General features: G+C 58.3%; 14 protein-coding genes. 5 read left to right on the top strand and 9 right to left on the bottom strand.

All coding sequences use genetic code 11. From position 1 onward, the window contains the following. Nucleotides 1-16: 16 nt before the first annotated feature. The 8 genes from C4S63_RS15105 to C4S63_RS15070 all read right to left on the bottom strand — a co-directional run bounded on the left by C4S63_RS15105 (nt 17) and on the right by C4S63_RS15070 (nt 8,385). Nucleotides 17-1,165 carry a hypothetical protein gene (locus C4S63_RS15105; protein ID WP_103918089.1) on the bottom strand — a complete coding sequence of 383 codons (1,149 nt, stop codon included), beginning with the start codon at nt 1,163-1,165 and terminating at the stop codon, nt 17-19. 75 nt (nt 1,166-1,240) lie between these two features. Then, entirely contained in the window at nt 1,241-3,172 is a 1,932-nt protein-coding gene (locus tag C4S63_RS15100) for a hypothetical protein (protein ID WP_146063396.1), read from the bottom strand. A 256-nt stretch (nt 3,173-3,428) separates the two neighbouring features. Further along, nucleotides 3,429-3,755 carry an XRE family transcriptional regulator gene (locus C4S63_RS15095; protein WP_103918087.1) on the bottom strand — a complete coding sequence of 109 codons (327 nt, stop codon included), beginning with the start codon at nt 3,753-3,755 and terminating at the stop codon, nt 3,429-3,431. 91 nt (nt 3,756-3,846) lie between these two features. Beyond that, nucleotides 3,847-4,284: a PaaI family thioesterase gene (locus C4S63_RS15090; protein ID WP_103918086.1), complete on the bottom strand. Its 438-nt coding sequence runs from the start codon at nt 4,282-4,284 to the stop codon at nt 3,847-3,849. A 239-nt stretch (nt 4,285-4,523) separates the two neighbouring features. Further along, nucleotides 4,524-5,990, bottom strand: coding sequence for a PAS domain S-box protein (locus tag C4S63_RS15085; protein WP_103918085.1), 1,467 nt, complete (start codon nt 5,988-5,990; stop codon nt 4,524-4,526). A gap of 137 nt (nt 5,991-6,127) precedes the next feature. Continuing rightward, a complete protein-coding gene (locus C4S63_RS15080) occupies nt 6,128-6,676 on the bottom strand; it encodes a YggT family protein (RefSeq protein ID WP_063508867.1) in 549 nt (182 codons plus the stop codon). Nucleotides 6,677-6,820: 144 nt separating this feature from the next. Then, nucleotides 6,821-7,630: a pyrroline-5-carboxylate reductase gene (gene proC, locus C4S63_RS15075; protein ID WP_063508868.1), complete on the bottom strand. Its 810-nt coding sequence runs from the start codon at nt 7,628-7,630 to the stop codon at nt 6,821-6,823. A 71-nt stretch (nt 7,631-7,701) separates the two neighbouring features. Continuing rightward, a complete protein-coding gene (locus C4S63_RS15070) occupies nt 7,702-8,385 on the bottom strand; it encodes a YggS family pyridoxal phosphate-dependent enzyme (protein ID WP_103918084.1) in 684 nt (227 codons plus the stop codon). A 136-nt stretch (nt 8,386-8,521) separates the two neighbouring features. On the opposite strand from C4S63_RS15070, the gene C4S63_RS15065 reads away from it, so the two are divergent. The 3 genes from C4S63_RS15065 (at nt 8,522) to C4S63_RS15055 (ending at nt 11,289) form a co-directional block, all read left to right on the top strand. Then, entirely contained in the window at nt 8,522-9,556 is a 1,035-nt protein-coding gene (locus C4S63_RS15065) for a type IV pilus twitching motility protein PilT (protein ID WP_063508870.1), read from the top strand. A 15-nt stretch (nt 9,557-9,571) separates the two neighbouring features. Next, nucleotides 9,572-10,693, top strand: coding sequence for a PilT/PilU family type 4a pilus ATPase (locus C4S63_RS15060; RefSeq protein WP_062815017.1), 1,122 nt, complete (start codon nt 9,572-9,574; stop codon nt 10,691-10,693). A 170-nt stretch (nt 10,694-10,863) separates the two neighbouring features. Continuing rightward, the gene (locus C4S63_RS15055; protein WP_103918083.1) at nt 10,864-11,289 is read left to right on the top strand and encodes a TM2 domain-containing protein; all 426 of its coding nucleotides are present in this window, start codon (nt 10,864-10,866) and stop codon (nt 11,287-11,289) included. 156 nt (nt 11,290-11,445) lie between these two features. Here the strand turns inward: C4S63_RS15055 and C4S63_RS15050 are convergent, their stop codons facing one another. After that, nucleotides 11,446-11,652, bottom strand: a complete 207-nt coding sequence (locus C4S63_RS15050; protein WP_063508873.1) for a SlyX family protein — start codon at nt 11,650-11,652, stop codon at nt 11,446-11,448. Between the two features lie 344 nt (nt 11,653-11,996). On the opposite strand from C4S63_RS15050, the gene C4S63_RS15045 reads away from it, so the two are divergent. Both C4S63_RS15045 and C4S63_RS15040 read left to right on the top strand, forming a co-directional pair. After that, nucleotides 11,997-12,548 carry a TMEM165/GDT1 family protein gene (locus C4S63_RS15045; protein ID WP_103918082.1) on the top strand — a complete coding sequence of 184 codons (552 nt, stop codon included), beginning with the start codon at nt 11,997-11,999 and terminating at the stop codon, nt 12,546-12,548. 102 nt (nt 12,549-12,650) lie between these two features. Then, on the top strand, nt 12,651-13,205 hold the full coding sequence (locus tag C4S63_RS15040) for a YaeQ family protein (protein WP_063508450.1): 555 nt from the start codon (nt 12,651-12,653) through the stop codon (nt 13,203-13,205). Nucleotides 13,206-13,236 lie beyond the last annotated feature (31 nt).

The raw sequence follows: 13,236 nt of genomic DNA, 5'->3' as shown, positions 1-13,236 counted from the left end.
TGTATGCACTGGAGGTTTAGCGAACTGCCGCTGCCTTGGCAGCAGCCATGCCCATGAAACCGCTAGAAAGGGTGAAAGCCTCCGCCTGGTAGACATCCGGAAGTACGTTTACCTGATAACGGGTGATATCCCGGGCCACACTGCTGGATACGCCGCCAAGGGCACTGAGCATGCCAAGCGTTTTGGTCACGCCAGAAGTCACCTTGTCGCTCGTAGTGGTCACGTTATCAATGCTGCTGTAAAACTTTGCAGGGCTAGCAATTGCCTGCTTGGCAGCGAAAACCGGCTGATGGTGGGGCAAAATCGAACATACATCTGCCGGATTCATCAGCGATGCGCGCGCGCACTTTATGTTTCCGACAGGCTGGAAACGCAAATCGCCGGTAACCGCCAACTCTACCTTGCTGCTTACTTTAGCATTGTCCTTATTGCTAAGACCCGCCCAGCTCTTATGACCATCGCCCTGCAATTCCGCGAAATCCACCAGAAGGTTAATATTTACACCACTTATATTAAGCTCTTTCATCATCTGCGCTTCGAGCTGTGCGGTTGACTCTCCCGATACAGACTTGAATGATTGCGCCAATCCTTTACTCGCTCCAATATATCGTGAGTCAGTTACCGCCTCACCACTACGCGCCAATACCAGATAGCGTGTACCGCCATCGCCCTTATACTCAAATGGACTGGCTCGCCCACCCGCCTGAATGTTCTTGTAATGCGAGTTGGCTTTTATGATGTCATGGGAAACCAACTGGAAACCGGCATTGCTCAGCTGCTTCTCCGCATCGTCACAAGCGCGATCAGCAATACGCTGAAGATCCCGCTCTTCGATACCCTGGGCCGTATAGGTCACAGAGACTTTTACGTCCGAACGACTAACAGTACCAATGGCGCGAGTATTGCCCGCCCTAAAGCCACCACTGGTGGAAGCAGATGCTGAAGTAGTCATGCCGAACATCACATTGCAGGACAATACACCTACTTTTTTAACATCCTTCATGTGCTTTTCGCTATCGGCACCGATGAAGGTATCCGCCTGGCTGACTGCGCTTCCATTAGCGTCATAGGTTGCCGCCATATCTGTGGATGCACACCCTGCCATGAATGCGCAAAAAAATAATGATGATGCTTTATTTATCTTCTTTGATGATAGATTTTTCATTTTTTAATTCCGTGATATTTTAATATTTATTGCAAATAAACGCCGGAAAAATCCGGCGTTTTGAATGATCAAAAACTATTGTTTTACCGCATCTCTCAACTCAAAAAGTTCACCACTCACCCATGCACTCAGGCTTTTCACTGTCATATCTTCGTTGAAACGAACCTGAATTTTGCCGGCGCTGACATTGACAAAATCCTGGGCATCGATATGCATCAGGAAGGCACCATCGCTTTCCTCCACTCCCGGAATCAGAAAATCATTATTCCCGCCCCACTCCAGCTCCTGGGGAAAGGTGCCGCCGCACAGCTGGGTCTCCCCATCCAGGGTAAAGTGCCCTCCTGCGGTAATGACCATGGTGTTTGTCACTGTACTGAAAGGGCCAAAGGGTCCATTGCATGAGACCTGTGCCGAGCCGCTCCAGGTACCTGCCAGATCTACAAAAATATCTGGTACGCCTGATCCGTAAGCCTCCATGCTGTTGCGAAACTTAACTTCACCATTGCCCCCTGCACTGCCCTCAATCAAGCCACTATCCCACTCCGCAAAGATATTCAGAAACTCTGTAATTCCTGTTCCTTGATTGATGAAAAGCTGGCCAGGCATGTAGATAGGACCAAAGCCATAATCCTCTTCAGAGAAAGGGGTAAGCGCACCCGTCAAGGCGCCGCTCGACTGCAAACTGGAAATAACGCTGCCGTCCGCACCCTTTAACTCCATCATCCAGTCAGCCGTCGATCCGCTGATGGTTATCGAGCCTTCGCCATACCATTGCGGATTGGATTCCGGTGTTTCATAAATGGCAACCGGCCAGGTCGCCGTCATCAATGCCAGAAATTCGGCTTGTGTAGGGTTGGCATTAGCACCGAAATCGGCACTATCGATACTGGCTTGCACCTCGGGGGAAACAGTCTCTTCCTGAATCAATGCACGGGTCGTTGTGCCTTGGCCGTCATCATGAATGATTTCCACGACGTCCAGATCACTATTCAGGTAAAGACGAACCCGCTCGTCACTATCAGACTCGCCAAAGTTCACCGCTATCCGTCGGTCAAAGTCGATATTTTTTCGGTCATATATGGCAACAATATCCGTAGCAGTAAGGTTAATTCCATCGTCAAAGTCGATATCACCCTGAGCCGTGATGATGACCGTGCCACGACTGTGATCGCGATTGGCGATACCGCAACTGCCACAGTAACCAGGATCACCCGTACCCGAACCAATCACAGTATAGGTCCCTGCATATCCGGTAAGCACATCTAGGTTGGCCGGCAATTCCGGGTTATTCTGTTCTTCGTGATCCGGCAGGGTATTGAGATTACCTTCGGCCAAAAGCTGGGCCAGCGCGTCATAACCATCAATAGCACCCGCAGGATCTTCCACCAGTTCCCGAATCGCATCGAGTAACGCATCCCAACCCGTACCATCGGCATCAAACTCTGTACCGAAAGGATTGCCCTGCAGACTGTCAGGGGCATATCCCTTTTCTTTTAGTGCGTTGACAAGTTCGGTAGCGGCAGAATTGACCTCTGCTTCGCTGGGCCAGTTCGCAACAGTAGGCTTCCAATCCAGTTCTGCATCTGTTTTGGCCATAACCAGAGCAAGTTGGGTGAGCGGACTGATATTGGTCGTCCCCGCCGTGAAAGCCATACTTGTCAGTTCAATCGCAGGCGTGCCACCACTCAATTCCAGCAGGCAAGGCAACTGGTCGTTTTCGACCTTGCCACTCCATTTGCCATTGCTGTCAGTGGTAACAGGGGAAAGGGTGAAACCGGAGCCATCCTGGCAGGAGGCCGTGATAGTCGCATTGGCTATCGCCTGACCGATGGCTGCAGTACCTTGCAGCGTTGCTTGAACGGGCGGCGTACCGCCTCCAACCGACGGAGGTGTTCCTTCTTTGCGGTTGCTGCTATCACCACCACAAGCGGTAAGTAGCAGCCCCAGACCGATACACCCGATAACCGGCAGCCATTTGCCACCTCGATCTTGAGCGATACCCCTCATGACCAATCCCCTAGTGTTTTGAGTAATTGGTCACAATCCTAGGCCGCCGCTTGTCTGCTGTACCCCCCCAAAAAGGGGGGGGGGGGGGGGGCGCATTCTCGACTGGATGGCCTCCCAGGAAAAACAGGGCAAGACGCCCTGCCTGTGGTAATCCGTCACACCCGGAAGTCCATTTCCCCGTTTGATCCGTTGGCGCTTTGCTCGCGGACTGAGAGCCAGACGCATCCCCCGCAGACCGGCTCCCGGGGCGAGAGCCTCAGGCGCCGGTGCCGGCCCGCTGCTCGCGAATCAGGTGATTCAGCAGGGCTTTGTCCTGCTGTGACACCCGCCAGTGGATATCGGCCTGCTCCATCAGGGCAACCAGATCATCCAGGCTGAAGGCACCAATCTTCCCAGCCAGCAGCGCATCCACCCGAGCCGCGGACAAATCCAGCCACCGACAGGCATGATCCCGGTTCCAGCCCTTATCGGTGATGCCCTGTTGCAAATTCATCAGCAGGCGACTGCGCAACTCCATTTCCCGGGCCTGCCGACCATCGTCTTCCAGGTGGCCCCAGCCCCGGTCAAACCACTGTGTCTCCATAGCGCCTCCTTCCGGTACCGGCCCGGCAGGATCGCCGGACCCTGCCCTCAGGCTACACCGCAGAGCGGCAGAGACAACCCGGCGGCGGGCCTCAGCCTTGGCGTATCACCATGCAAGTGGCGGTGGCATGGGCATAGAGTTTGCCGTCCTCGTCTTCGATGCGTCCTTCGCTGATCACCAGGTTACGACCCGCGTTGATCACCCGGCCTTCCGCGCGCAGGGTCTTGTTGAATGGCAACGGCCGGCACATCTTGATGTTCAGATCCGTGGTGCCGTAACTCTCGCCCGCCGCCAGTACGGTATGGGTGGCACAGCCGGTGACCGAGTCCAGCACGGTGGCGGCAAAGCCCCCATGGACGCCACCCAGGGGGTTGGTATGGCGTTCATCCGCAGTGGCCAGGAAGACCACCCGTCCCTCCTCTACCTGATCCGGCGTCATGGGCATGGTGTCCGAGATGGGCGGGCGCGGCAGGTTGCCGGCGGCGAAGGCCTGCATGATTTCCAGGCCGGTCAGCGTTGCAATATTCATGGCATGTCCTGTTGGTCATAAGGAATGCCCGTTATTGTAGGTTCCTTTTTGGAACTTACAATACGATACAGGCCGTATCCCGGCAAACGGCAGGGGCGAAACACAACAGCGTTTCAGGAAAGGGGCGGCCCGGAGCGAGAAGCGAGTGACGAGGAGCGAAAGGCCAAACCGGTTTCTTCTCGCTTCTCGCTTCTCGCTTCTCGCTTCTCGCTTCTCGTAACTCGTAACGGATTTTTCCCTTACAACGTCACCGTCCGGCAACAGTTCCTGCCCGCCTCCCGGGCGGCAACCAGGGCGGCTTCCACCGCCTGCAGGGCGGTGTCCGTGGAGCCGTAGTCGTCTTTCTCCGCATCACAGGGCATCAGGGTTGCCACCCCCAGACTCACTGTCAGAGGGGTGGGCAGGCCAGGCAGAGACAGCACCGCCTGGCGGCAATCCTCCGCCACATCCTCGGCCTGGTTGAGGCCGGCTTCCGGCAGCACCATCAGGAACTGCTTGCCGGTGAAGCGCCCCAGGCAACCACTGTCCCCTCCCAGTCCGGCCAGGGCCTCGGCCACCGCTACCAGGGCATCATCGCCGGCAGCATGCCCGTGCTGCTGGTTGAGCTTATCCAGGTTGCCCACTTCCACCAGCAACAGCGAGAGGGGCTCACGGGTTCGCAAACCCAAGGTCAGATTCTGACGCAACTGCTCCAGAATCACCGGCCGATTGCTGAGACCGGTGAGCGCATCCTGGCGGGCCAGTCCGGCCAGTTCGCGATTGAGCTGTTCCAGCTCATCCCGTTGTTCGCGCAGGGCGATTTCCCCGTTCACCTGGGCGGTAATGTCTTCCAGCTGCGACAGGAAATAGCGCGGGCTACCGTCACTGTTGCGCACCAGCGACACCGCCAACAGCACCCACACTTCATGACCGTCTTTGTGGGTATAACGTTTTTTCATGCGGTAGGAGGTCGCTTCACCGCGCAGCAGGCTCTCCACGTACTCCAGATCCCGGTCCAGATCATCCGGGTGCGTGATGGCCTGGAAATCAATCTCGAGAAGCTCGGTGTCGCTGTAGCCGACAATCTGACTCACCGCCTCATTCACCCGCAGCCAGCGGCCATTGGGAGCCACAATCGCCATGCCGATGGCAGCGTGACGAAACGCCCCCTCGAACAGGGCGACACTGGCTTCCATGTCTTCCGCCGCCTGCACCCGCTGGGCGTCCTGCCAGCTTCGCTCAAGACCATGGCCCAATGATTGGGCCATGAGCTCCAGCAACTCCACTTCCTCGACACTGAACGGCTCCGGGCGGGGTCGGGTGTCGCTGAAATTCAGGGTACCCACGATCTCACCCTGCACCCGGACAGGGGTCGCGATGTAGGCCTGCAGCTGCAGCCCCGTATAGGCCGGATGGGAGCGCATGGATTCGAGGGCTCCCACGTCGTGCAGTGCCACTGAACCCTGTTTGGCCATGACCCCTGCGCAGTAGGTATCTCCCAGGGCGAATTGATCACCCGTGCGGACGGCATCGTTAGCGGACTGCACGGCCAATACCCGGTACTGGTCACCGTGAATACGGCTGATGATTCCCACGGACAGCCCCAGCAGGCGGCAACCCACCTCCAGATACTGTCGGTATAGCTCGCTGCTGTCCGCACCACTCAGCAACGACAACCGATGCAGTTCCTTCAGCCCTGCCAGACGCAGGTCTACCCCCTCATCCATGATACTGATCCTGTTCAGGTAACATTTCCGCAGTCGTTATTTGTATACGGCTACGGCCCGCAAGTAAAAAGCTTGCGCAGAGTTTGTTGTCGCCACACAAAAAAGGCGCCCCGGGGCGCCTCCTGGAAACGCACTGCTCAGCGTAGCTGAAACAGAATCTGCAGCAGCTGGATACCCAGCAGCACAAACAACGGACTCAGGTCGAAGCCCCCCATGGGCGGTAGCAGTTTGCGCACCGGGGCCATGATCGGTTCGGTGATCTGCACGATTACCCGAACCACCGGGCTGTAGGGGTCCGGCGCCACCCAGCTGAGCAACACCCGAATCAGTACCGTCCAGAACACATAATTGAGGATCAGGTTGGCCAGTTCACGCAGCGCATGGATGACCAGTGCCCCACCGATGCCGCTGGGCAGCCCACCCACCTGGATGCTCAGCAAAATCACCGTCTTGAGGATGATCAGCACCACCACCAGAACCAGGGAAGCGATATCCAGCCCACCGTAACCGGGAATCACCCGGCGCAGGGGCTTGAGCAGCGGATTGGTGGCCTTGAGCACGAACTGGGAGATGGGATTATAGAAATCCGCCCGGGCCAGCTGCAGCACAAAGCGGGTCAGTACGATGAAGATGTAGGCGCTGAAAACAAAGTCCAGCAGGAAAAACAGGGCGCCCTGGGGGTTCATGGATGACTCCGTGGTTCGCGACAGGGGAAGAGTTTGGGGCACGCAGGGAAAAATTCAAAGGGGGAGATGTATGTAGGAGCGTCGCTGGCGGCGCGATTTTGGCGTGGGTTATCGCGCCGCCAGCGACGCTCCTACAAAAGTTGTTCAGCCCGCCAGCTCTTCCGAGCGCTCCCGGGCGGCTGCCACGGCGGCCTGAACCTGCTCGCGGAAACCCGCTTCCTCGAAGACATTCAGGGCCGCGGCGGTGGTGCCACCGGGGCTGGTGACCTGCTGGCGCAGCACATCCGGGCCCGCTTCACTGGCCACAGCCAGTTGCGCTGCCCCCCAGGCGGTCTGCAATACCATCTGGCGAGCGGTGGCCGGGTCCAGGCCCTGGGCCTTGGCGGCTTCGATCAGGGATTCCATCAGCAGGAAGAAGTAGGCCGGGCCGGAGCCGGACACCGCAGTGACCGCATCCAGTTCCTTTTCCTGGGCAAACCAGAAGGTCAGCCCCACGGAACCCAGGATTTCCTTGGCCATGGTTTTCTGTTCATCGCTCACCCCCTCGGCGGCATACAACCCGGTGGCACCCGCCTGTACCAGCGACGGGGTGTTGGGCATGCAACGCACGATCGGGGTCTCCCCCAGCCAGCTCCGCAGGTTGGCCACGGTCACGCCGGCGGCAATGGAGATCACCAGCGGCTGGCGATCGGCAATCAGGTCGCGCAGATCCTCGCACACGGCCTGCATCATTTGCGGCTTGACCGCCAGCACCAGCACGTCCACCCGCCCGGCCACATCCCGGTTTTCGTTGGTCACATGGACCCGGTGCAGCTGGGAGACTTCCTCCAGACGGTCACGGGAGGGGTCGCTCATCCAGATACGGGCGGGGCGAATTCCTTTCGCCACCATGCCGCCGGCCAGGCTGGTGGCCATGTTGCCAGCGCCAATAAATCCGATGCTTTGTTGTGCCATAACTGCGCAATCCTTGTCGTGTGTTGTAACGCGTACGCTTGTCGTTGGGCCAACGGCGGGGGGTTCAGCCGTCAGGGAGTGCGCGGACCAAACAGGGCGGTGCCCACACGGACGATGGTGGCGCCTTCTTCGATGGCTACGCCGAAATCCGCACTCATACCCATGGAGAGCGTATCGAGGGACGGCATTGTATTGCGCAATTGTGACAGTGTCATGGCGAGCTGTCGGAAAGCTCCCCGGCTGTTGTCCTCGCTGTTTGCCCGGGGAATGGCCATCAGCCCGCGCAGGCGCAGGTTGGGCAAGGCTGCAATCTGCTCTGCCAGGGCAGGCACCGCATCCAGCGGAATGCCGCTTTTGCTGTCTTCATCGTCCACATTCACCTGGATACAGACATTCAGCGGCGCCAACCCCGTCGGCCGCTGGTCACTGAGCCGGCGGGCCACTTTTAGCCGGTCCACGGAGTGCACCCAGTCAAAATGGGCCGCGATATCGCGCGTCTTGTTGGACTGGATCGGGCCGATGAAATGCCACACCAGCTCCTTGCCCTGCAGCGCCGCTATCTTGTCCAGACCCTCTTGCAGATAGTTCTCGCCGAAGTGCCGCTGCCCCTGGTCAGCCAGACGGGCCACTTCATCCGCTGTGCGGGTCTTGCTCACCGCCAACAGCTGCACACTGTCGCTGGCGCGACCGGACTGCTCACAAAATGCATTTATTTGCGTATTAACTTGCGCCAGTGGGCTTTTGGAGTCTGTCATTATTGAACGGCTCAAGAGGTCGGGTTACTTTAGGCATGCGACGAATTTCTGAGGAAGCCGGTTTCAGGCTGCCGACATAATAACAAAAGGGGGCATCGGGCTCCCTTTCAATACCAGACAACCCAAGTAGACACCCATGGATATTACCGAGCTGCTCGCCTTCAGCGCCAAAAACGGCGCTTCCGACCTTCACTTGTCCGCCGGCCTGCCACCGATGATCCGCGTAGACGGGGACGTGCGCCGCATCAATCTGCCGGCCATGGAGCACAAGGAAGTCCACGCGCTGATCTACGACATCATGAACGACAAGCAGCGCAAGGACTTCGAGGAATTCTTCGAAACCGATTTCTCCTTCGAGGTGCCCGGCGTGGCCCGTTTCCGGGTCAACGCCTTCAACCACAACCGGGGCGCCGGTGCGGTATTCCGGACCATTCCCTCGAAAGTGCTGACCATGGAAGACCTGGGCATGGGCAAGGTGTTCCAGAAGATTTCCGAGATGCCACGGGGCATTGTGCTGGTTACCGGGCCCACCGGTTCCGGTAAGTCCACCACCCTGGCGGCGATGATCGACTACATCAACGATTCCCGCTACGAGCATATCCTCACCATCGAGGACCCCATCGAATTCGTGCACGAATCCAAGAAGTGTCTGGTCAACCAGCGGGAAGTGCACCGTGACACCCTGGGCTTCGCCGAAGCACTGCGCTCGGCCCTGCGGGAAGATCCGGACATCATTCTGGTGGGGGAAATGCGGGATCTGGAAACCATCCGTCTGGCACTGACCGCGGCAGAAACCGGTCACCTGGTGTTCGGCACCCTGCACACCACCTCCGCCGCCAAGACCATTGACCGGGTGGTGGACGTGTTCCCCGCCGAAGAAAAATCCATGGTCCGTTCCATGCTGTCGGAATCACTGCAAGCGGTGATTTCCCAGACCCTGATGAAAAAGAACGGCGGCGGCCGGGTGGCGGCCCATGAAATCATGATTGGTACCCCGGCGATCCGGAACCTGATCCGCGAAGATAAAGTGGCGCAGATGTATTCCGCCATCCAGACCGGTGGCGCCCTGGGCATGCAGACCCTGGATCAGTGCCTGCAGGGCCTGGTGCAGAAAGGGCTGGTATCCCGTGAAGTGGCGCGGGAAAAAGCCAAGAGCCCGGACTCAATCTAACGAGGAGAATGACAGATGGAATTCGAAGAGCTCCTCAAACTGATGGTGCAGAAAGGCGGGTCCGACCTGTTCATTACCGCCGGCGTGCCCCCCAGCATGAAAGTGAACGGCAAGATTTTGCCGGTCACCAAGAGCGCGCTGACCCCGGACATGACCCGGGATATCGTGTTCGGCGTGATGACCGAGCAGCAGCGCAAGGAATTCGTGGCGCACCACGAGTGCAACTTCGCCATCTCTGCCCGGGGCGTCGGCCGTTTTCGGGTGTCCGCTTTCTATCAGCGGAATCTGGTGGCCATGGTCCTGCGTCGCATCGAGACCAAGATTCCCAATGTGGATGATCTGCGACTGCCGCCAGTGATCAAGGAACTGGCCATGACCAAGCGGGGCCTGGTGATCTTTGTGGGCGCCACCGGTACCGGTAAGTCCACCTCGCTGGCCTCCATGATCGGCCACCGCAACAAGAACTCGAAGGGTCACATCATTACCATTGAGGACCCCATCGAATTCATCCATCAGCATCAGGGCTGTATCGTCACCCAGCGCGAGGTGGGCATCGATACCGAGTCCTTCGATGTGGCGCTGAAGAACACCCTGCGTCAGGCACCGGACGTGATTCTGATCGGTGAGATCCGGACCCCGGAAACCATGGACAAGGCCATCGCCTTCGCGGAAACCGGCCACCTCTGTCTGGCCACCCTGCACGCCAACAACGCCAACCAGGCGCTGGACCGGATCATCCACTTCTTCCCGGCAGACCGTCACGGCCAGCTGTGGATGGATCTGTCCCTGAACCTGAAGGGCATCGTTGCCCAGCAACTGATTCCCACCCCGGACGGCAAGGGTCGCCGTGCGGCCATTGAGGTCTTGCTGGGTACGCCGCTGGTTCAGGATCATATCCGCAAGGGCGAAGTGCACATGCTCAAGCAGCTGATGAGCAAGTCCCGGGAACAGGGCATGCAGACCTTCGACCAGGCACTCTATGATCTCTACTCCGCCGGGGAAATCACCTACGAAGACGCTATGCTCCACGCGGATTCGCCCAACGATCTGCGCCTGATGATCAAACTGGGCAACGAGACCGACGCCTCCAGCCTGGATGTGGCCACGCGGGGATTGAGCATTGAGGACACGGAATAGAGGTAATAACCCGGCCTACGAATAGGCTGTAGGAGCTATGCTTGCATGGCGAACCACCCGCAGGCAGGTTCGCCATGCAAGCATAGCTCCTACACATACCCGTTATCTGTGACGGGATGATCCGGTAACCGCAGGGACGCTTTTTACTTTACCAATGGAGGGGAAAACCCATGCAACAACAAAAAGAAACGCACCTGACACCCATCGGCTATCTGCTATGGTTTTTCGGCGGGATCTTCGGTTACCACCGGTTTTACTATGGCCGCCAGCTCACCGGCCTGCTGTGGATGTTGACCGCCGGGCTGTTACTGATCGGCTGGATCGTGGATGCCTTCCTGATTCCGGGCATGAACCGGGACGCCAATAACCAGTTCAAGAGCGGCGAGACCGACTACAGCGTGGCCTGGGTACTGATGCTGTTTCTCGGTATCTTCGGCGCCCACCGCTTCTACATGGGCAAGATCGGCACCGGGGTGCTCTACCTGCTGACGCTGGGCCTGCTCGGCTTCGGCGTACTGTATGACCTGTTCACCCTGAATGGCCAGGTCTCCGAGCGTAACGGTGAAATCGCCCAGGGCGAGCCGGTTCCTGCCTGAAGAGAATCAAGCCGCAAGCTACAAGCTGCAACACGAGCAAGTCCATTGCGGACCAGAACTGATGAGGCCGCGCCCAAAAAATTGGGCGCGGCCTCTTTGCTTGCAGATCCAAAAACGAGCCAGTTCGCGTTGCAGCTTGCGGCTTGAAGCTGTCTTTTAATAATGCGGCGGCGGTGCATCCTCGATGCGTGACGCGGCCATTTCCTCGGACAGGTCCAGCACCCGGTCCACCAGTTTGCGGCACACCTTTTCCAGCTCGTCGATTTTTCCCTGCTGGTCGCTGATCACCTTGTTCAGGTGCTGAACCAGGTCTTCCTGGTAGGCCAGTTTGGTTTCGATATCGACCAGGCGTTCTTCACTCATGATCTGCTCTCGATGGCGTTGGAGCCTTGCTTGCAAGGCGAAGACCCGAAATTACCTCTTCGCCTTGCGAGCAAGACTCCAACGGCGAAGGGGGATGCAGCCCCATTGTACTTGCCCGCACCCAATATTGCCGCTAAGGTTTGCCCCGTCTTGGGGGAGTAGTCGCTAGAGCGCTTGAGCCTCCTGGTGGCCGTCAACATAGTTGCGCCTCATGCGCATGGCGTCCACGCCCGCACCCTCGCGGATTGCGGATTGACGAGACCTGAGACATCGCTGGTATTCCGCAGGGGCGGGATTGACCGGTGGTGTCTCTGTGTCGCAATCCCGCCCCTCTGGAAACGTTCATGGAAGCTCTACTCAGCTCTTTCCTGCTGGTTGGCCTCGGCGAAATCGGCGACAAGACCCAGCTGTTATCCCTGGCACTGATTCTCAAGTTCCGCAAACCCTGGCCGATCCTGGCAGGCGTACTGGTTGCTACCCTGCTCAACCATGGCGTGTCCGTGTGGTTCGGCGACTGGCTGGCCGGGGCCATTCCCGGAGACTGGCTACGCTGGATTCTCGGCATCAGCTTTATGGGCCTGGGTCTGTGGATGCTGATACCCGACGATGACGAAAAAGTGGATGATGATCCCCGCTTCGGCCCCTTCCTGACCGCGCTGGTACTGTTCTTCATTGCCGAGATCGGTGACAAGACCCAGCTCGCCACCATTGCTCTGGCGGTGCAGTTCAAGGATCAATTCTGGCCGGTGCTGGGCGGCTCCACCCTGGGCATGATCGCCGCCAACCTGCCGGTGATCTGGCTGGCGCACCAGTTTGGCGGCGACAAACTGGAAACCTGGGCGCATCGTCTAAGTGCCGTGCTGTTTATCGGCTTTGGGATAATTGCATTACTGTAAGGGTCGGACGTCTGACGTCAAAAGTCGGACGCCTGGCAGACATCTCGCCGACAATGTTTTAGCGTCAGACATCCGACGTCCGACTTCAGACCAGGAAATACCATGGCCCTGACCGCCACCATTTATAAAGCCGAATTGACCGTGTCCGACATGGACCGGGACTACTACGCCACCCATAATCTGACCGTGGCGCTGCACCCGTCGGAAACCGAATCGCGGATGATGTTGCGGCTGCTGGCCTTTGCCCTGAATGCCCACGAAGACCTGGCCTTTACCCGCGGCCTGTCCAGCACCGACGAGCCGGACCTGTGGCAGCGCAACCCGGACGACACCCTGGAGCACTGGATTGAACTGGGCATGCCCGACGAGAAACGCCTCCGCAAGGCGTGCGGCCTGGCCCGGCAGGTGACGATTTACACCTATGGCGCCCGCGCACCCCAGGTGTGGTGGGACACCATGAAGAACAAGGTGACCCGCTTCAGCAACCTGCATATTGTTCACGTAGACCCGGACAGCGAAGCGACGCTGGCCCCGTTGATGCAACGCACCATGCAACTGCAATGCATGATCCAGGATGGCCAAATCTGGTTTGGCAGCACCGAACAATCCATGGAGATGGGCCTGACAACCTGGTTTGGCGTCAGCCCCCATCACTAAATCTTCACGCTGCGTCCAATGCCTTCGTGTT

Origin of the sequence: Alcanivorax sp. DSM 26293, assembly GCF_900107995.1 — a bacterium.
GTDB lineage: Bacteria > Pseudomonadota > Gammaproteobacteria > Pseudomonadales > Alcanivoracaceae > Alcanivorax.
This window is presented reverse-complemented; position numbering and strand designations above follow the sequence as displayed.